Genomic DNA, 19,294 nt, shown 5'->3' with positions numbered 1-19,294 from the left:
CGGGGGCTTCAGGACGGTCGTACCAGGCCCGTGTCGTAGGCGAAGATCACCGCCTGGACGCGGTCCCGGGCGCCGATCTTGGCGAGTATGCGGCTGACGTGCGACTTCACGGTCGACTCGGCCAGGTGGAGGCGCTCGGCGATCTCGGTGTTGGTCCAGCCGGAGGCGACGGCGACGAGCACCTCCCGCTCGCGCTCGGTCAGGACCGCGAGCCGGCTTTCCTGCGCGGCGCCCCGGCCGCCCGGCGCCCGCTGGGTGAACGTGTCGATGAGCCGGTGGGTGATGCCGGGGGAGATCACGGAATCCCCGGCGGCCACCGCGCGGATGCCGACCACGAGTTCGTCGGGGCGGGCGTCCTTGAGGAAGAAGCCGCTGGCTCCGGCGCGCAGGGCCTCGTAGGCGTACTCGTCGAGGTCGAACGTGGTCAGCACGAGCACCTTGGAACGGCCCCCGGACTCGACGATGCGCCGGGTGGCCTCGATGCCGTCCATGCCGGGCATGCGTACGTCCATCAGGACGACGTCGGGACGCAGTTCGGCCGCCTTGCGGACCGCCTCGCTGCCGTTGACGGCCTCGTCCACGACGGACATGTCCGGCTGGGCCTGCAACAGCATGCGGAAGCCGAGGCGTTGCAGGGCCTGGTCGTCGACGATGAGCACGGTGGTCATGCGGGCGGCTCCTGTGCGGGGTGGGTGGTGGTCGTACCGGTGGTGGACGGGGTGGTCGGGGTGGTCGGGGTGGTCGGGGTGGACTTCAGGAGGGCTCGGACTGTCCAGCCGCCGCGCAGGTTGGGACCGCCGGCGACGCTGCCCTCGTACAGCGCGGCCCGCTGGCGCATACCGACGACTCCCCGGCCGCTGCCGCTGCCGCCGCCGCTCGGGCGGGCCGCTCTCGTGGGGTGCGCGGGGCCCGTGTCCTCCACGGCGACCCGGACGAGGTGGGAGTCGGCCGTGACGGTGACGTCCACCGTGGTGTCGGGGCCCGCGTACTTGAGGCTGTTGGTGAGGGCTTCCTGGACGATGCGGTAGACGGCGAGCTGCAGCCCCCGGGTGAGGCCGGTGAGGTCGCCCTCGGTGCGCAGGGTGGCGGTGGGGCCGGCCGCGCGGATGCGCTGCAGCAGCGCGTCGAGGTCGGCCAGGCCCGGCTGGGGCGCGAGCGGGGCCTGGTCCCTCGGTGCGTCCTCGTCGCCGATGACGGCGAGGAGGCGGCGCAGTTCGCCCAGGGCGTCGCGACCGCTGTCGGCGATGATGCGCAGCGTGTCGGCGCCGCTCTCGGGCCTGGTCACGGCGAGGGCGGCGGCTCCGTCGGCGAGGCCGACGATGACGGCCAGGGTGTGGCCGAGGATGTCGTGCATCTCGCGGGAGACCCGGGCGCGTTCCTGGGCGGTGGCCAGGCGTGCCTGCTGGTCGCGTTCCTTCTCCAGCGAGGCCATGGCCGCGTCCACCAGCCGGCCGGCCAGTCCGAGCGCGGCACTCCCCCACAGCAGGAGGATCACCATGAGCGTCACCACGTCGGGGCGCGTCATCTGTTCCAGCTGCTGACCGCTCCGGGCGAAGAAGGCCCATACGAGGATCTCCACCAGGGCGGCGGAGGCGGCGAGGGCGAGTCGGCGGGGTGTCTCGTGCCGGCCCACCTGGTGGAGGGCCAGCACCCAGGCGGTGGCGGAGCCGCTGATGGTGTCGAGCGGGAACGAGGCCGCCAGGACGCAGGAGACGACGGCGAAGACGAGCATCGGCCGGCGTGTCCGCCACAGCAGCGGAACGGCGTAGGCGACCGCCAGGGCCAGGGCGGTCACCGCCTCGCGGCCGTCGGAGGCGTGCAGTACGGCGGGCAGGCCGAGCAGCGCGCACAGCGCCGGCACCGCCCACCGCCGGACCCGCGGATGGGCCTGGTCGGCCAGGCGCCAGCCGGCCAGCCGGAGGATGAGCGAGCGGATCACGCGGTACTCGGGGTCGCTCATCAGCGGCCCCGGAATGCGCAGCACCCGCTCGCCGCCCTCGGCGGTGGACTGGGACGCGTTTGTCGAGGTCACGGTGTACGCCCTTCACGGAGCAGGCGGATCCGCCCGTCGGCCCAGGGGGGAAGGGGGCCGACGGGCGGAGTTTCGAGGACACGGCCGGCCGGGATCCGTCCCGCTCGGGGGGATCGTATGGCTTCGACCGCGGCGCTCTTCGGTGCGGCGGTGCGTGTCAGCCCTGGTGCAGCGGCGCGGGCTCGGCAGGCTCCGGCTGGTCACCGTCCGGGCCGCCCTGCGACCGCTGGGCCTCCAGGGTGTGGCGCAGCTTCTCGCCCTCGACGTCCACGTTCGGCAGGATCCGGTCGAGCCGGGCCGGCAGGCTCCAGGCACGGCGGCCGAGCAGGGTCATCACCGCCGGAACGATGGTCATCCGGACGACGAAGGCGTCGAAGAGGACGGCCGCGGCGAGCCCCAGCCCGATGGACTTGATCAGCGCGGTGTCGTCCAGGAGGAACCCGGCGAACACCGCGATCATGATGACGGCGGCGGCGGTGACCACCCGGGCGCCGTGCCGGAACCCGGCGACGATGGCCTCGGTGGGTTCGGCGCCGTGGACGAACTCCTCACGCATCCGGGTGACGAGGAAGACCTCGTAGTCCATGGCGAGGCCGAACACCACGCCGATCATGAAGATCGGCAGGACGCTGACGATCGGCGCGGCCTCGTCGATGCCGAAGACGTCCTTGAGCCAGCCCCACTGGAAGACGGCGACCACCACACCGAGGGTGGAGACGATGCTGAGCAGGAAGCCGAGCGCCGCCTTGACCGGGACCAGGATGGACCGGAAGACCAGCAGGAGCAGGATCAGGGCGAGGCCGACGACGATGGCCAGGTAGGGCAGCAGGGCTTCGCCCAGCTTCGCGGACACATCGATGTTGACGGCCGTCGTGCCGGTGACCAGCAGATCCGCGCCGGTGTCCGCGTGCAGGCCGGCACTCTGGTCGCGGATGGCGTTGACCAGGTCCTTGGTGTCCTCGCTGGACGGGGAGCTCTTCGGGACGACGCCGATCAGGGCCACGTCCCCGGCCTCGTTGAAGACGGCCGGGCGGGCTGCGGCGACGTCGGGCAGCTTGCCGACCTTGGCGTACGCGTCGGCCGCGGCGGCCTTGGGGTCCTTGCTGTCGCGGGCGTCGACGACCACGGTCAGCGGTCCGTTGAAGCCCTCGCCGAAGCCCTTGCTCAGGGTGTCGTAGGAGGCGCGCTGGGTGCTGCCGGGCGCGGCCATGCTGTCGTCGGGCAGGGTCAGCCGCATCGACAGGGCGGGGATGGCCAGCACACCGAGGACGAGCACCGACCCGACGAGCATCTTGACGGGGTTGCGGGTGACGAACCGTCCCCAGCGGACGCCCATCGTCTCGCCCTCGCCGCGCTCCTGCGCGCGCAGCCGCTCGGTCGTCAGTTTGCCCTTGGTGATCCGCGTCCCGGCGAAGCCGAGCATCGCGGGCAGCAGGGTCAGCGCGATCACGACGGCGACGGCGACCGCGAAGGCGGCGCCCAGCCCCATGGTGGTGAGCATCTTGATGCCGATGACGCTCAGTCCGGCCAGCGCGATGATCACGGTCAGACCGGCGAAGACGACGGCCGAACCGGCGGTGCCCAGGGCGCGCCCGGCGGCCTCCTCCTGTTCGTGGCCCTCGCGGAGCTCGCTGCGGTAGCGGGAGACGATGAACAGGGCGTAGTCGATGGCCACCGCGAGGCCCAGCATCAGCGCGAGGGTCGTGGAGGCCGACGACATGTCCACGAACGCGGTGGCGATGGTGATCGCGAAGACGGCGGTGACAACGCCGATGATCGCGGTGAGCAGCGGCAGTCCCGCCGCGAGCAGCGAGCCGAAGGTGATCACCAGGACGATCGCGGCGACCACGAGACCGATCATCTCGGCCGCCTTGCTGGCGCTCTTCTCCTGGACCGCGTTACCGCCCAGGCTGACCGTGAGGCCGGCCTTCTCACCCTTGTCGGCGGCTTTGTTCAGGGCGCCGGAGGCCTCGTCGCTGAGGTCCGCCTTGGACACCTTGTAGGTGACCTGCGCGAAGGCGATGGTGCCGTCCTTGCTGACCTGCCCGTTGGTGAACGGGTCGGAGGCGTTCGCCACCTGCGGGGCTGCCTTCAGGTCGGCCACGAGGGACTCGACGACCGACTTGTTGCCGCCGGAGGTCAGCTTCTGCCCCTTCGGCGCCTCGAACACGACCCGGGCGGTGGCACCGGCCGCGGAGGCCTGCGGGAACTCCTTCTCCAGCAGGTCGATCGCCTTCTGCGACTGGGTACCGGGCAGGGTGAAGTCGTCCGTCGAGGTGCCGGGGCTGTTGGCGGCGCCCACTCCGACGGCCGCCAGGACGACTATCCACAGCGCGAGGAAGAGCCGGCGTCGCCGGAAGGCGAGCCTGCCCAGCCGGTACAGAAAGGTGGCCACGGTGTACTCCAGCGGGAGACGAGAGGTCGGGGGGAGGGGGCGGGAACAGCCCCGAACTCAAGCTAGGAGCGGACGCGCGCCGTCCCCCGGCACCGGAGGACGCACTTCGGCCGCCGGGTAGTACCGCGGTACCTATGGCGTTCATCCTTGAGACTCAGTGAGCCGACCGGCTCACCGGTTGGCCGGCTGTCGTGCCGCCGCCGTTCACGCCGGTTCCCCCAGTTGCCGGGCGAGGCGTCTCAGCCCGCGGTGTGCGGCCGTCCGTACCGCGCCGGGGCGTTTGCCGAGGACGCGGGCGGCGGCGGGAGCGTCGAGGCCGACGACCACGCGGAGCAGCACCGCCTCGGCCTGGTCGCGCGGCAGCCCGGCGATGAGCCCGAGGGCGTACTCCGTGGACAGGGTCTCGAGGGCCTGGTCGGGGGTGCTGTCGGGGCCGGGCAGCTCCAGTACGTACGGTTCGAGCGCCGTCGCCTGCGGCCGTACCCGGCGGCGGCGCAGCAGGTCGAGGGCGCGGTTGCGGGCGATGGTCGCGGTCCAGCCGCGGAACCCGGCTCCGTCGCCCTTGAAGCGGCCCAGGTCGCGGGAGATCTCCAGCCAGGCGTCGGACGCCACGTCCTCCGCCTCGTCGCCGACAAGGGCGCGCAGATAGCCGAGGAGTCCGGGCTGCACGAGTCGGTACGCCACCGCGAAGGCGGCCTCGTCCCCGTCCTGGGCCCGCGTGACCGCGTCGCCCAACTCCTCGTCGTACGCCTGTACGCGGCGGGGTTCCCGTCGTCCCTGGCCCAAGACTCCCCCCGTCCCCATGGGCATCTGCGTCGCCCGGGGCGGAAGTGTCACAGCTCAGGCCGGTCCTGGTCGGCTCAGATCGCCGTGGCGTCCAGGCACAGCAGGCGCAGCGAACCGTGGCCGCCGAAACAGCGGCGGGCCTCGTCGAGCGGGTCCCAGAACTGCCCGTCGGCCGTACGGATCCAGTGCCCGCCGCCCGCCTCGAGCCACTCCGCGCCCCCCTGGGCCTGCCGCACGATCACCTCACCGGCGTACGCCCCGAAGCCGCGCAGCACCGACTCCACGGCGGCGTACGGGGTCTGCTCGCGGCGGAGTTCCTCGATCATGCGGTCGACGCGCCACAGGCTCTGGGTCGAGTAGTCGAGGCGCAGTCGGGCGCCCTCGCGCATCGTCGAGACGGTGTCGGCGGCCCACCGTACGGGCTTCGCGGCGGCCTGCGGGCGTATCAGTCGCTCTGGTGCTCGATGTGCGGTCACAGTCAAGGAAAGCGTGCAGGTGGCGGCTGGTGTCACCCCATTGCGGCCACTGACGTGAATCGGTACGGGACCACCCCAGATCCACCCCAGCTCCCTCCCGGGACGCCCACAGGAACCCCACACGGCTCGCCGGGGCCGGGCGGTCAGGCCCGGCCGCGTGCCCGCCGCGACACCACCGCGCGCAGTACGCGCCGGCCCTCCGTGGCCACCGCGAGCGCCTGCCGCAGCCCGCCGGAGCCGTGCTCGGCGAGCAGCTCCAGCACCTTGGTCTGGCGCCGCAGTTCGGCCGCGACGAGGGGTGAGATGCCCTCCGTACGGCCTTCCCGGTTCGACTCGATGGAGGACGGGCCGGCGGGGAAGGCGTCCAGGAGCCGGTGGATGCGGAGCGCGGCGAGGGAACAGGCGTCGGCCCACTCGCGTACCTCGGCCCCGGAACGGGTGTCGGGGGCGGCGGCGAGCATGCCCCGGGCGAGAAGCGCGGCCTCGTCCTCGTTCTCCGCCGAGCCGTCCGTGGCCAACTTGAGGCGGGCCTGTTCCAGCCCGGTCGCCCATTCCTCCGTGTCGCTGCCGTCGGCGAGACTCGCCCACAGGGGACGCAGAATCTCGTCGTCGCCGCCCAGAAGGGCGACGCACCGATCCAAACAAGCCAGTCCGCTGGCTGCCAGGCCGCGCTCGTCGGCCCGAGCGATCAGTTCCACCAGGCTCATGCACGCCTCCCTCGCAGGGCGCCATCCCTTACGGAGCCCGCATTTTCCCTTACTGCGTGCAACGTACCCGGAGCGTCACAGGGGCAGAACCCCGAGCCGGTCGAGGAACCTGAAGAACAGGTTTTCGGCCAATGGGTCGGGCTCTGAAGTCAGTACGTCGAGGAGCGGTCCGGCGTTCACCGTGTGCCCGGCCTCCGCGGCCCAGTCGACCGCGCGTCGGGCGGCGTCGCCGGGCTCGAGGAAGTAGTCGTCGAGCGTGAGCCCGCCCCCCTCCTCCCCGTCCGCATCCGCTTCCCCGTCGCCCAGGTACCCGGCCATGGCGCCGCGTGCCAGACAGGTGGTCCACGCCCCGCTCTCGGGTGCCGCCGCCTCCAGCACCACGCAGCGGCTGTCCATGACGTACCCGAAGAGCGCGGGCGCGCCGGTCTCCAGGGCGAGGGTGTTCATGCTGCCGACGTCACCGTCACCGCGCGGGTACTCCCAGACCTGCCAGCCGTCGTCCCGCCGTTCGCGCGAGGTCAGCGCGTCGCGCACCGCCCGCAGGGCCTCGGTCTCGGCGAGCGGCCGCTCGCTCCTGCCCACGATCAAATAGCCCCAGTAACCCAATGCCATCCCCCTGGCGTTCTGGTTCAGCTCGCTGTGCCCGCGCCGAATACACCACAGAGACAAGGGGGTTGGCCAGGGATCCGACGCTTCGGGCGTGTCAGACCCCCACGGCGACGGGGCCCCGCAGCGCCTTCTCGTTCTGCATCCGGGTCAGTCGCAGCACGACGAGGATCGCGAGCACGGCGGCCACGATGTCGGCGACGTCGGAGAACAGCACCTGGCCGACGGCGCTGCGGATCTCGTCGGCCGTGTCCGCGCGGTCGAACGGGCTGAAACTGCTCCGGCGGGTGAAGAGCGCGACGAGCCACAGCGTCCACCAGGCGTTGACGAGCCCGCGCGGGGCCCGGGTGCCCGCGGGGCTGCTGGCGTCCCAGATGTCCAGCATGATCCGGCGCGGGAACCAGAGGCTCACGACCGGCACGAACCAGCCCCAGCCCGCCCAGCCACGCTTCATGGTGTGCCCGAACGGATTGAACACCTCGGCGTTGACCCGCACACGCAGGAACCAGACGAGGTAGAAAACGACCGTCGCGACGAAAGTCGCCGACTGTACGACTCCGGCGGCGTCGTAGAGCGTGTCCGCGTGGTTGGCGCGGCGCATGAGGGCGTTGTAGCCGCCGTTGCCGAGGCCGTCGTCCGCGAGGGAGCCCATCACGTCGTACAGGGTGATGTCGGCGTAGACAGCGAAGAGGTCGGCGGCGATGACCACGCCGAGCAGAATGGCGACGGCCTTGCCGAGCCCGACGGGCGACCGCAGCCAGGCAGGCCCGTGCGGCTGGACGACGGGTCCGGCCGAAGTGGGTGTCCGGGCACGCTTGCTGAACATAAGGATTCCCCCGCATACGAAACTGTGTGCGGAACCTATGGTTCACCCGGCCCCCGCGTCCAGCCGGTATCAGTCCGACCCGCCCGTCTCAGCCCAGTTGCTTCGCCAGCTTCTTGAAGTCGGTCCAGGACAGGGCCGGTTGGGTCCGGGGATCCCACAGTTTCTGTACGGTCGCCCGCAGCGGCAGCCGGATTCCGGCGGCCACCTGGCTCTGCGTCTGCGATCCGGCGAGGTCGCACCAGACGGCGAAGACCCCGCCGAGTATCTGGCTGTCGTACGTCGAGGAGACGGCCGTACTGCCGCGCAGCACCCGCGGCGTCCACTGCTTGTAGATCCGCTCGCCGGTGGGATAGACGAAGGTGTTCGGCTGCCCGAGCACGTAGTAGAGGTACTCGTCGTTGTAGTTGACGACCTTGCGGCCCGCGCTCAGATACGCGGCCGGCTTACGGGCGCCGATCTCCTTGCCGGTCCAGTAGGCGACCTGGACGTTCTTGCCCGCCTGGACCGAACTCGACGCGTAGAAGCCGTCGTTCCAGGCCCGCACGGTCCGGTTCCGGGGTGCGTGGGAACGCACGGTGGCGGCGCGGTCGTTGAGCCACCCCGTCGCGAGGTCGGAGACACCGGCGCCGGCGCCGTACTTCGCGGTGGCCGCGGCGGCGAGCTGGGGATAGGAGGCCGCCGGGTTGGCGACCGTCAGGGCCCGGTACTCGTCGCCGCCCAGATGCCAGGACGCGCCGGGGAACAGGTCGGCGTACTCGCCCAGCAGATCGTCGACGATCTTCGCGGCCCCGGGCTTGGAGATGTCGATCGCCCCACGGGCCGGCGTGCCCTGCGCGTTGGTCAGCTGGAGGTCGGGGTGGGCGGCGAGGACCGCGCCCAGATGGCCCGGGGAGTCGATCTCGGGGACGACGGTGATGTGGCGGCTCGCGGCGAGGACGAGGATGCGGCGGACCTCGGCCTTGGTGAGGTGGTCCCTGGACACGATCTCCGGGTGGGTGTCGGAGGCGATCCGGAAGCCCTGGTCGTCGGAGAAGTGCAGGCCGAGCTCGTTGAACTTGAGGTCGCCCAGTTCGCGGACGCGGTCCTCGATCCAGGAGGCCGTGAAGTGCTTGCGCGCGATGTCCAGCATCAGCCCGCGCTGCGGCTTGGCGGGCCGGTCGCGTACGACGCCCTCGGACGCGGTGCCGCCGCCGGTCACCTCCTGCTTGAGGGTGCGGGTGCCGTAGAAGACGCCGGCCTCGGTGGGACCGGAGACGGTGACACGCCGGTTGGTGACGGTGAGGGTGTAGGACTCGGGGCCACGCGTCGCCTGAGCCGGGTCCAGCTTGAGCTGCACGTCCCCGGCGCGAGGCGCGGCCGTACCGCCGTACGCCATCCGCAGCTCACCGGCGAGCAGCTTCCCCTCGTCGGCGAGCCCGCCGGCGGTGACGACCACCCGCGCGGCCGGGGCGGGACGCCAGCCCGGCCCCCGGGCGGGTATGTGCTCACGCACGGCCGGGATGGTGCGGGGCGTCTTGGAGAGGGGGTAGACGCGGGCCGGGGACGGAGACGGGGTGACGGGAGAAGAGGCGCGGGACCCTGCCGCGCGCTCCTTGGGGTCGTCCCCTTCGGCCCCCTCCGAGGGGCTTGCCGCAGCGGTCGACGCGGCGGTCCGGCCGGCGTCGATGTCGGTGCCGGGATCCGAGTCGCCGACCGGCCAGAAGACGACGGACACGCCCACCGCGCCGGCGGCGACGAGAACACCGGCCCCGAGAAGCAACCCGGACCCCTGTCCGTACGTCTTCCCACTCAGACCTCGTTTCCGCTCGGGAGCCCGTCGCCTCCGCCCGGTCACCGGTTCCCGCCCGTTCGTGCCTCACATATCGCCCGCATGCCACCCACTCTTTGGATCTCCTCCGCCTCTGCGCCTACGCATCCGCCGCACCCGAAGTCGTCCACGATACGTTCCGAAACTCTCCCGTTCGGGTGAAATTCAGACGTCCGTCGGACGGCTCCTGACCGCTTCTCGATAATGTGAGCGGCAATTGACGCGCATCTCACACACCGAATGACGCGTACCTCACACACCCCACCAGCCCACGACGCCGAGGACTCCCGCTGCCCGCGCACCGTCTCACCCACTGCTCCGGCGGTCTCGCCATGCCGGCCCAGACGCGCACCGAGTCCCCCTGCCCCACCCTGCCGGGTTCTCTTACGCCGACGAGCCTGGAGAGGTTCAACACAGAGCCGGCCGAGGACGTCGAGCGCGCCCTCCTCACCTGCCTGCGCAGCCTCCGCTGGGCCCGCCGCCTCACCGACCACCGCCCCTACCCCGACCTGGACTCCCTGCTCGCGGCAGCGGACGAGGCGGCCTACGACCTGACCTCGATCGACCTCGCGGAGGCCCTGGCCGCGGAATCCCTGCCCGACCTCCCGGAGGGCGTGTACTCGGCGGCGCACACGGCGCTGGGGGCGGCGCATGCGGCGTACGAGAGTCGATTCGGACACGTGTTCGTTATCTGCGTCGACCACACCTCCCCGGACGAGGCCCTCAACCAGGTCCTGACAGGCATCCGGTCACGTTTGACAAACGATCCGGAGGAGGAACGGGTGGTGTCGGCAGAGGAACTCCGACGCCTCGCAAGGCAACGGCTGGGAAACGCCCTAAGGGGCGCGGGGAACTGCGCGACAAGCCACTGACAGCCCGCACCCGGCACACAACCGCGACCCCTTCCCCCGCAGCCGCACGCAATAGCCCGTACGAGCCTGTTTGATCACATCAGTAGGCCCGCTGTAAGCGTTCCGACAACACGTCGCTACGATGGCGAGGGCCGGAGGACCGTACCCGGCCGGGCCCGTCCGACAACCAAGCCGGCGCGGCCCCGATCCCCGCTCCCGGAGGGTTTTCCGTGCCGGCTGGAACGCTGTACCGCGGCCGGGAAGGAATGTGGTCCTGGGTGGCTCATCGAGTCACCGGCGTCCTCATCTTCTTCTTCCTGTTCGTACACGTCCTGGACACCGCTCTCGTCCGTGTCTCCCCCGAGGCATACGACGACGTCGTGGCCACGTACAAGACGCCGATCGTCGCCGTGCTGGAGTACGGCCTCGTCGCCGCCATCCTCTTCCACGCGCTCAACGGCCTGCGCGTCATCGCCGTCGACTTCTGGTCGAAGGGCCCGCGCTACCAGAAGCACATGCTGTGGACCGTCGTCGGCCTGTGGGTCGTGCTGATGCTCGGGGCGATCTACCCCGTCCTCGGTCACGCCGCTCGTGAACTGTTCGGGAGCTGACACACATGGCGACGACTGAATCCACCGCGGGCATCGGCCCCGTCGAGGGCGCGGGCGCGTTCTCGGGGTACGACGCCGACAACCCGGCGCCGCTGATCGAGGCCCCCCGCAAGCGCACCAAGAAGTCCCCGAAGTCCACCCGGGGCAACTTCGAGATGTACGGCTGGCTGTTCATGCGCCTGTCCGGCATCGTCCTGGTCGTCCTGGTCCTGGGTCACCTCCTCATCCAGCTGGTGCTGGACGGCGGTGTCTCCAAGATCGGCTTCGCCTTCGTGGCCGGCCGCTGGGCCTCCCCGTTCTGGCAGGTCTGGGACCTGCTGATGCTGTGGCTCGCGATGCTGCACGGCGCGAACGGTCTGCGCACCGTCATCAACGACTACGCGGAGCGCGCGAACACCCGGCTGTGGCTCAAGGGCCTGCTCTACACCGCCACGGTGTTCACGATCCTGCTGGGCACGCTGGTGATCTTCACCTTCGACCCGAACATCCGCTAGGCCACCGGGTCACAAGGGGCTGAGGTAATACTGATGAAGATCCACAAGTACGACACCGTCATCGTCGGCGCGGGCGGCGCCGGCATGCGCGCGGCCATCGAGTCGACGAAGCGCAGCCGTACCGCCGTACTGACGAAGCTCTACCCGACCAGGTCCCACACGGGCGCCGCGCAGGGCGGTATGGCCGCCGCGCTCGCCAACGTGGAGGAGGACAACTGGGAGTGGCACACCTTCGACACGGTCAAGGGCGGTGACTACCTGGTCGACCAGGACGCCGCCGAGATCCTGGCGAAGGAGGCCATCGACTCGGTCCTCGACCTGGAGAAGATGGGCCTGCCGTTCAACCGGACGCCCGACGGGACGATCGACCAGCGCCGCTTCGGCGGCCACAGCCGCAACCACGGCGAGGCCCCGGTCCGCCGCTCCTGCTACGCGGCCGACCGCACCGGTCACATGATCCTCCAGACGCTGTACCAGAACTGCGTGAAAGAGGGCGTGGAGTTCTTCAACGAGTTCTACGTCCTCGACCAGCTGATCGTCGAGGTCGACGGTGTGAAGCGGTCCGCGGGTGTCGTCGCCTACGAACTGGCGACCGGCGAGATCCACGTCTTCCAGGCGAAGGCGGTCATCTACGCGTCCGGCGGCTGCGGCAAGTTCTTCAAGGTGACGTCGAACGCGCACACGCTGACGGGCGACGGCCAGGCGGCGGTCTACCGCCGTGGTCTCCCCCTGGAGGACATGGAGTTCTTCCAGTTCCACCCGACCGGCATCTGGCGCATGGGCATCCTGCTGACGGAGGGCGCCCGCGGTGAGGGCGGCATCCTCCGCAACAAGGACGGCGAGCGCTTCATGGAGAAGTACGCGCCGGTCATGAAGGACCTCGCGTCCCGTGACGTCGTGTCGCGCTCCATCTACACGGAGATCCGGGAAGGCCGCGGCTGCGGCCCCGAGGGCGACCACGTCTACCTCGACCTCACCCACCTCCCGCCGGAGCAGCTCGACGCCAAGCTCCCGGACATCACCGAGTTCGCGCGCACCTACCTCGGCATCGAGCCGTACACGGACCCGATCCCGATCCAGCCCACCGCGCACTACGCGATGGGCGGCATCCCGACGAACGTCGAGGGTGAGGTGCTCTCCGACAACACGACGGTGGTGCCCGGCCTCTACGCCGCCGGCGAGGTCGCGTGCGTCTCCGTCCACGGCGCGAACCGCCTGGGCACCAACAGCCTCCTGGACATCAACGTGTTCGGGCGGCGCGCCGGAATCGCGGCGGCGGAGTACAGCCAGAAGGCCGACTTCGTCGAACTGCCCGAGAACCCGGCCGAGTTGGTCGTCTCCCAGGTGGAGCACCTGCGCGAGTCCACGGGCACGGAGCGGGTCGCCGCGCTGCGCCTGGAGCTCCAGGAGACCATGGACGCGAACGTCATGGTGTTCCGTACGGAGCAGACGATCAAGACGGCGGTGGAGAAGATCGCGGAGCTTCGCGAGCGCTACCGCAACGTCTCGATCCAGGACAAGGGCCGGCGTTTCAACACCGACCTCCTGGAGGCCATCGAGCTGGGCAACCTGCTCGACCTGGCCGAGGTCATGGCGGTCTCCGCCCTGGCCCGCAAGGAGTCGCGCGGCGGCCACTACCGCGAGGACTACCCCAACCGCGACGACGTCAACTTCATGCGCCACACCATGGCGTACCGCGAGGTGGGCGACGACGGCGCCGAGTCCATCCGTCTCGACTACAAGCCGGTCGTCCAGACCCGCTACCAGCCGATGGAGCGTAAGTACTGATGGCAACCCCTGTTCTGGACAAGGCGGACGCGGCCGGCGAGCCCGAGCCCGGCTTCGCCGACTCCCCGTACATCACGGTCACCTTCCGCATCCGCCGCTTCAACCCTGAGCTGGCGGCAGAGGCGGTCTGGGAAGACTTCCAGCTGGAGATCGACCCGAAGGAGCGCGTCCTCGACGCCCTCCACAAGATCAAGTGGGACCAGGACGGTTCGCTCACGTTCCGTCGTTCCTGCGCGCACGGCATCTGCGGCTCGGACGCCATGCGGATCAACGGCAAGAACCGCCTTGCCTGCAAGACGCTGATCAAGGACATCAACCCGGCGAAGCCGATCACGGTCGAGGCCATAAAGGGCCTGACGGTCCTCAAGGACCTGGTCGTCGACATGGAGCCGTTCTTCCAGGCGTACCGCGACGTGATGCCCTTCCTCATCACGAAGGACACCAACGAGCCGACGCGCGAGCGCTTCCAGACGGCGGAGGACCGGGAACGGTTCGACGACACGACGAAGTGCATCCTGTGCGCGGCGTGCACCTCGTCCTGCCCGGTCTTCTGGAACGACGGCCAGTACTTCGGCCCGGCGGCCATCGTCAACGCCCACCGCTTCATCTTCGACAGCCGTGACGAGGCGGGCGAGCAGCGCCTGGAGATCCTGAACGACCGTGACGGTGTCTGGCGTTGCCGGACGACGTTCAACTGCACGGACGCGTGCCCGCGTGGCATCGAGGTCACGAAGGCGATCCAGGAAGTGAAGAGGGCGCTGATCACTCGGCGGTTCTGATCTTTCGCAGTCGTTTGCTCTGCCCCAGGGCCCTGTTTCTGCATCGCCAGAAACAGGGCCCTGGGGCGTTCGGCTCACCGATACCTCTAGGGATACCTCTAGGGATACCTCTAGGAACTTGGTCAACTCCCGTTACAGACTGGGCACATGACCATTCTGAGGAAATCGATCGCAGCACTGTCGGCCGTCGCGGCGACGGCGGCCACCCTGCTCGCGATACCCCCCACCGCCTCGGCAACTCCGGTGCACGACACGACACTTGGCCAACGCCCCCTCGCCCGCGAGAACTTCGACCACCTCCCCCTCGGCCCGGTGACCGCCGGCCGCGGCTGGACGACGGACACCTCCAACGGCACCCTGACCGTCGCCCGCAGCTCCACCGGCAAGGGCCGCGAACTCCGCATCCACACGGAGGGCAACGGCCGCGCGTTCCTGGTCTTCCCCGACCTCGCCCCGCCCGGCAACAGCTACTGGGCCCGCCTGCGCCTGCGCGTGGACGCCTTCCCCACGGCCCCCGACTGGGCCCACTGGACGATCGCCGAGGCCTCCGGCGCCGACTCTCCCACCCTCGTACGTCCGTTGGGCGGCCAGTACGCCCCCACGGACAAGGGCAACTTCTGGGGCGTCGGCTCCGACCTGGGCCCGACGGGCGACTGGACGTCGTGGAAGACGTCGGCACCGGCGGTGGCGGACAAGTGGAGTTGCGTGGAATTCCATCTGGACTCCACGAACAGCCGGGTCACGGTGTACTTCGACGGGGTCGAACAGTCCGACCTGACGGTAGACGCCACCCGGCACGGCGGCGCCCAGGACGCCGACTTCACCTTCCCGACGTTCGACAAGCTGAAGCTGGGGTGGCAGCTGTACCAGGGGAACCCGTCGCCGGCGTCGTACGACGTGCGGATGGACGACGTGGTGGTGAGTTCGCGGCGCGCGGGCGGGTGTTGAGGACGTACGTCCACGTCCTGACCCGGTGAGGCATGTGTGACGAGGGGTGAGGCGGGCGGTGCCCTGCCTCACCCCTCAGCCGAGGATGAGGGGGAGCCTCGCGGCGAGGTCACCGAGGGCGGCTGTCTCCGCGTCCGTCGTCGGCGTACGGCGTCCCGTGCCGATGAGCAGCGCGTGCTCGTCGGAGAAGTCGGCCGGAAACGGCGCCCCGGCGATCGCCTCCAGCGACGCGCGTGCCGCCGCGAGGGTCTCGGCGGGCGGAAGGTGCGCAGGCTGCGGCAGGTGCGCGATGAGGTCGAGGTGATGCAGGGTCCATTCGAGGACGTACGCGGAGAGGTAGTCCCCGACGGTCAGCACCTCGTCCCGGGTGCCGACACGGACGGCGGGATCGGCGAGCCGGGCGGCCCGGCCTGCGGCGGAGCCGACGTCGTCGAGGTGGAACTTGAGAAGCGCGGGGTCGCCGTAGGCGGCGGCCAGCCGGGGAATCAGGGCGTCGAGGGGATCGTCGCCGGTCGGGGGTTCGGCGAGGACGTCCCAGTAGGTGACGGCGTCGACGGTCGGCTCGGCGTCGGTGGGCGTGGCGAGGGTGATGAGGACGTCCTGGGCGTCGATAACCAGATGACAGACGAGGTCCCGTACGAGCCAGCCGGTGCAGCCGGAGGGGTGGGCGAAGTCGTCGTCGGGGAGGTCGGCGACGGTGGTGAGCAGGGCTGTCCAGGAGTGCGTGAAGAGGTCCACGGGTGCGCACAGTAGTGGCGGTCGGGAATTCGTGCAGGGAATTCGTGCAGGGAATTCAGGCAGGGAATTCAGGCAGGTGATTCGCGTAGCTGAGGCAGTCGGCGAGGAGTCGGGATCGGGGGACCTCGACGGGCAGCCACGATCGGATGAACCAGAGCGAAGGGGACACTCGGGTTCCTGCGGCCTACGATGATGGCCTCGACACCAGCCCACGGGAGGCACGTGATGTCCGCAGCACCTGTCGAGCGGGGGCACGGCGAGCGGCCCCTGATCGCGGAAGCACGCCGGATCATGGAGCGTCTTCCGGGCCGCCGCGTCGAGATCATCGGAGGCCAGATCCTTGTGACGCCATCCCCGGACGTCGCTCGTTCGAGGGCTCTGAAGAAGGTCACGGGTCCACTCACAGCCGCCGGCCTCGACGACAGCGAGACAGAGATCCACCAGGGCATCGGGGTCTGGCTGCCGAGCGGCCCCGAAGACTACGCGATCCCCGACCTGTGTCTCGTCGAGTCCGACATCGACGCACACCTCATCGAGAACAACAGCTACGACCCCGCTGTCTTCCGCCTCGTCCTGGAGGTCACCTCCAGCAATTGGAAGACGGATCTCCAGGCGAAGGTCTCCGCGTACGCGGACGCCAGGATCCCCGTCTACGTGATCGTGGACCGTAAACACCAGCGTCTCCACGTCCTGACCGATCCCACCAACGGCGACTACGAGACTCATCGCATCCACGCCCCCGGTGAACTCGTCACCCTCCCCGATTCCATCGGGGCCAAAGTCACCCTCGACGTGACGGAGATCCTCAAGGCGGGACAGACAAAGGAGAGCTGACGCTTCAGCCGGTGCGTTGGCTGGTCGCGGACACACTCTCTCGCTCAAGCTCTCTCGCTCAGGAAATGGCATGATCGACCCCTGCATGTCATGAACAGAGCGACCTCTGGGGAGAGGTCTGGGGGGAGGTACGCAGCGATGCGCACCATCGGAGAAGGCCTGCTGGAGTCCAGTCAGTGCCCTCAGTGCGGTACGGAGATCCAGGCGGACAGCCGCTTCACCACGTGGTGTCCGGCGTGCGACTGGAACGTGGATCCGGGCGGCCCGGAGGAGACGAAGGGCAGGCTGGAGGCCCTGCGCCGCACGCTGGCGCAGCGGCACGGCGAGAAGCTGCTGGACGCGATGAGCACAGAAACGGGAACGGCGGCAGCATCCCAAGGGGAGCGGGCTCATCGTGATGTGTACGGGGCGCTGGCCTACGCCATCGCGCTGCTGATCCACGGAGTGACGGTTGCCCTCTTCGTGACCGGCATCTGGTGCGTGGTGAGTGGCTGGGGCGGATTCCTCATGCTGCCCGGACTGTTCCTGCTCCTGTTGGGCTTTGCACTGCGGCCGAGGCTGGGCCGGCTCCCGAAGGAGGAGGACAACGGCGTCGTCCTGCGCCGCCCGGACGCGCCCGAACTGTTCGCGCTGATCGACGAGATCGCCGAGGCGTCGGGTACGAGGGGCGTGAACGCCGTAGCGGTCGACGCGTCGATCAACGCGAGCGTACGGACCTACGGCCTGCGTGGCCGCCTCCTCACCCTGGGCCTCCCCCTGTGGGAGTCACTGACCCCCGAGCACCGAATCGCCCTGCTCGGACACGAGTTGGGCCACTACAGCAACGGCGACACGCGTCGCGGCCTGGTCCTTGGCAGCGCGTTCCACTCGCTCGGCCTGTGGCTGCACTACGTATCCCCCATCGCCAACCCGGTGACCGCGATCCAGATGATCACCAACCTGGCGTACGTCGTGCCCCGCCTCCTCCTCCAGGGCGTACTGATGCTGCTCGACACCCTCACCCTGCGCGCCACACAGCGCAGCGAGTACCTCGCCGACTCGGCTGCGGCGAGGGCCGGTTCGACGAACGCGGCTGTCGGCCTGATGGACCGCCTCCTGGTCACCGACTCCATCGACATCACGCTGCGCCGCGAGGTGAACAACCGCCGGCTGCGGCGAAGCGGCCAGACTCGGGGCACCGAAGGCGAGGGCCTGTGGGCGGAGTTGGCGGCACATATCGGCTCCATCCCGGAGTCGGAGTACGAACGCCAGCGCAGAGTAGGCGCACTGCGCGGCCACAGCGTCGACTCGACGCACCCGCCGACCCACTTGAGGCGACGGCGTTTGCTGGAGGGGGCTCCGGTGGCGGGGGTGGTTGCGGTGGATGAGGGGCGGGTGGGTCGTATCGCGGGGGAGTTGGCGGGGGCGCGGGGGATTGTGGCTCGGGAGATTGTGCGGGACGGGATTTAGGGAGTCGGGGAGGCGGCGGCTGAAGCTCAGCGAATGGTTTTGGGTCGGAGGCGGCCTTCCCGTACTCGGTCACCAGTCCCGGCCGGAGGTCAACTCCTCCGCGTCCGCGTCCATGAAGCCGTATGCCGACGCGACAAAGTGGAACTCGTCACAGATCCACTCACGTGCAACCGTCTCGATCCCACTCCCGGCCGCCACGAACTCCCTGTCCAGCAGGTTGAACTCCTCCGTCGCAGCTTGGGTGAGTACATAGAGGCTCATCAGATCCGATGGCTGGGCGGCCTCAACGCCTTCGCACAGCCGTAGCAGGATCGCCCTTCCTTGATCGACCACGTGGTCAGGGAAATATGAGTCCTCGTACATCTGTCGCAGGAACGCGTGTCCCGCTGCCTGCTGGTTTGTGATCGGCATGGTGCTCCCTACCTCCGCGCAAAGCTGACGCACCGATCATGCACGGCGCCACTGACAATGACGCCCACATCAATGCCAGACACCAGACCACCAGGACTTTCACAACAGGCCCCAGGGCTGCGAGTGAAGGATCGGTCCGGACCGACTTCGCAGAAGGGGGGCCGCTCGCTGAGGGGCCTGGTGACCGACACATGTGCTGTCTGTCGGTCATCAGGCCCAGTGCGACGATTCAGCTGGCGGAGCTCCCGGCGCGCAGCGCACGAATACGCGCCAGCAGTGCGAGCGGGTACGGGTCCGGCTGTACGAGGTGCGCGTGCGCACTGTGGGCCCACACCACCCGGCCGGGCCCGGAGTTGGCGTGCACGTACGCCACGACGACCGCGTCCTCGGGGTCGATGATCAGCCCGTCGCAGTGACGGCACACGTGCAGTCCCGGCATCATGAGCCGACTCCGGTCCGGCTGTGGCAAGTGCAGCCACACCGCCGCATCAGCAGCAGCCCGCCTCCATGGGGCAAGGGCACGTCCTTGGTCTGGCGGCAGGCCCGGTGCAGGTCCGCGTACTCCGGCCGCTGTGCGACGGTGCATTCCGCTGACGGGGGCGGGGTGTCCGTGGCAGCATGCGTGGTCACTGTGAGGCCTCCTGGCCGCGGTGCAGAGGGCAGGCACAGGGCGGGAACCCGATCCTCAGCGGGAGAGGGCCATTACTCCCCAAAACCCTGACCACGCCACGATCCTCGACGATCTCACCGCTTCCG

General features: G+C 69.7%; 20 protein-coding genes. 8 read left to right on the top strand and 12 right to left on the bottom strand.

The genetic code is table 11. From position 1 onward, the window contains the following. Window positions 1-8: 8 nt before the first annotated feature. The 9 genes from ABZ855_RS10275 to ABZ855_RS10235 form a co-directional block, all read right to left on the bottom strand. Complete coding sequence (locus ABZ855_RS10275; protein WP_360803967.1) at window positions 9-668, bottom strand: response regulator transcription factor; 660 nt, start codon at window positions 666-668, stop codon at window positions 9-11. Then, on the bottom strand, window positions 665-2,032 hold the full coding sequence (locus ABZ855_RS10270; protein WP_360803964.1) for a histidine kinase: 1,368 nt from the start codon (window positions 2,030-2,032) through the stop codon (window positions 665-667). Before ABZ855_RS10270 ends, ABZ855_RS10275 begins: the two co-directional genes overlap by 4 nt. 157 nt (window positions 2,033-2,189) lie before the next feature. Beyond that, window positions 2,190-4,427, bottom strand: a complete 2,238-nt coding sequence (locus ABZ855_RS10265) for an MMPL family transporter (RefSeq protein ID WP_360803961.1) — start codon at window positions 4,425-4,427, stop codon at window positions 2,190-2,192. Window positions 4,428-4,631: 204 nt separating this feature from the next. Then, complete coding sequence (locus ABZ855_RS10260) at window positions 4,632-5,213, bottom strand: sigma-70 family RNA polymerase sigma factor (RefSeq protein WP_360803958.1); 582 nt, start codon at window positions 5,211-5,213, stop codon at window positions 4,632-4,634. Between the two features lie 74 nt (window positions 5,214-5,287). Next, entirely contained in the window at window positions 5,288-5,689 is a 402-nt protein-coding gene (locus ABZ855_RS10255) for a hypothetical protein (RefSeq protein WP_360803955.1), read from the bottom strand. Between the two features lie 143 nt (window positions 5,690-5,832). Continuing rightward, complete coding sequence (locus ABZ855_RS10250; protein ID WP_360803952.1) at window positions 5,833-6,396, bottom strand: hypothetical protein; 564 nt, start codon at window positions 6,394-6,396, stop codon at window positions 5,833-5,835. A 75-nt stretch (window positions 6,397-6,471) separates the two neighbouring features. Further along, window positions 6,472-7,002 (bottom strand): hypothetical protein, encoded by a 531-nt coding sequence (locus ABZ855_RS10245; RefSeq protein ID WP_360804201.1) that lies wholly within the window; start codon window positions 7,000-7,002, stop codon window positions 6,472-6,474. A 97-nt stretch (window positions 7,003-7,099) separates the two neighbouring features. Beyond that, the gene (locus tag ABZ855_RS10240) at window positions 7,100-7,828 is read right to left on the bottom strand and encodes a DUF4328 domain-containing protein (RefSeq protein WP_360803949.1); all 729 of its coding nucleotides are present in this window, start codon (window positions 7,826-7,828) and stop codon (window positions 7,100-7,102) included. 88 nt (window positions 7,829-7,916) lie between these two features. After that, a complete protein-coding gene (locus tag ABZ855_RS10235) occupies window positions 7,917-9,587 on the bottom strand; it encodes a glycoside hydrolase family 20 protein (RefSeq protein WP_360803946.1) in 1,671 nt (556 codons plus the stop codon). 380 nt (window positions 9,588-9,967) lie between these two features. Between ABZ855_RS10235 and ABZ855_RS10230 the strand changes: the two genes are divergently transcribed. The 6 genes from ABZ855_RS10230 to ABZ855_RS10205 all read left to right on the top strand — a co-directional run bounded on the left by ABZ855_RS10230 (window position 9,968) and on the right by ABZ855_RS10205 (window position 15,106). Continuing rightward, the gene (locus tag ABZ855_RS10230; RefSeq protein ID WP_360803943.1) at window positions 9,968-10,507 is read left to right on the top strand and encodes a 2-oxo-4-hydroxy-4-carboxy-5-ureidoimidazoline decarboxylase; all 540 of its coding nucleotides are present in this window, start codon (window positions 9,968-9,970) and stop codon (window positions 10,505-10,507) included. A gap of 209 nt (window positions 10,508-10,716) precedes the next feature. Beyond that, window positions 10,717-11,097: a succinate dehydrogenase, cytochrome b556 subunit gene (gene sdhC, locus ABZ855_RS10225; protein ID WP_360803940.1), complete on the top strand. Its 381-nt coding sequence runs from the start codon at window positions 10,717-10,719 to the stop codon at window positions 11,095-11,097. 5 nt (window positions 11,098-11,102) lie between these two features. Further along, window positions 11,103-11,591, top strand: a complete 489-nt coding sequence (locus tag ABZ855_RS10220; protein ID WP_360803937.1) for a succinate dehydrogenase hydrophobic membrane anchor subunit — start codon at window positions 11,103-11,105, stop codon at window positions 11,589-11,591. A 33-nt stretch (window positions 11,592-11,624) separates the two neighbouring features. Beyond that, window positions 11,625-13,379, top strand: a complete 1,755-nt coding sequence (gene sdhA / locus ABZ855_RS10215) for a succinate dehydrogenase flavoprotein subunit (RefSeq protein WP_360803934.1) — start codon at window positions 11,625-11,627, stop codon at window positions 13,377-13,379. Beyond that, a complete protein-coding gene (locus ABZ855_RS10210; RefSeq protein ID WP_360803931.1) occupies window positions 13,379-14,158 on the top strand; it encodes a succinate dehydrogenase iron-sulfur subunit in 780 nt (259 codons plus the stop codon). The genes sdhA and ABZ855_RS10210 overlap by 1 nt, the downstream gene beginning before the upstream one ends. Window positions 14,159-14,305: 147 nt before the next feature. Further along, entirely contained in the window at window positions 14,306-15,106 is an 801-nt protein-coding gene (locus ABZ855_RS10205) for a hypothetical protein (protein ID WP_360803928.1), read from the top strand. A 75-nt stretch (window positions 15,107-15,181) separates the two neighbouring features. Here the strand turns inward: ABZ855_RS10205 and ABZ855_RS10200 are convergent, their stop codons facing one another. Further along, window positions 15,182-15,844 (bottom strand): maleylpyruvate isomerase N-terminal domain-containing protein, encoded by a 663-nt coding sequence (locus ABZ855_RS10200; RefSeq protein WP_360803925.1) that lies wholly within the window; start codon window positions 15,842-15,844, stop codon window positions 15,182-15,184. Between the two features lie 225 nt (window positions 15,845-16,069). Here ABZ855_RS10200 and ABZ855_RS10195 point away from each other — a divergent pair, with 225 nt between their 5' ends. Further along, window positions 16,070-16,678, top strand: coding sequence for a Uma2 family endonuclease (locus tag ABZ855_RS10195; RefSeq protein ID WP_360803922.1), 609 nt, complete (start codon window positions 16,070-16,072; stop codon window positions 16,676-16,678). 138 nt (window positions 16,679-16,816) lie between these two features. Then, window positions 16,817-18,127, top strand: a complete 1,311-nt coding sequence (locus ABZ855_RS10190; protein ID WP_360803919.1) for a M48 family metalloprotease — start codon at window positions 16,817-16,819, stop codon at window positions 18,125-18,127. 69 nt (window positions 18,128-18,196) lie between these two features. Here ABZ855_RS10190 and ABZ855_RS10185 read toward each other — a convergent pair whose 3' ends face one another. Both ABZ855_RS10185 and ABZ855_RS10180 read right to left on the bottom strand, forming a co-directional pair. Continuing rightward, complete coding sequence (locus ABZ855_RS10185; protein WP_360803916.1) at window positions 18,197-18,538, bottom strand: DUF5713 family protein; 342 nt, start codon at window positions 18,536-18,538, stop codon at window positions 18,197-18,199. A gap of 229 nt (window positions 18,539-18,767) precedes the next feature. Further along, window positions 18,768-18,980, bottom strand: coding sequence for a hypothetical protein (locus ABZ855_RS10180; RefSeq protein ID WP_360803913.1), 213 nt, complete (start codon window positions 18,978-18,980; stop codon window positions 18,768-18,770). Window positions 18,981-19,294 lie beyond the last annotated feature (314 nt).

The sequence above is a fragment of the Streptomyces sp. NPDC047042 genome (genome assembly GCF_040644035.1).
Taxonomy (GTDB): Bacteria; Actinomycetota; Actinomycetes; order Streptomycetales; family Streptomycetaceae; genus Streptomyces.
Note: the sequence above shows the minus strand (reverse complement) of the source record. Positions and strands in the feature narration are given on the sequence as shown.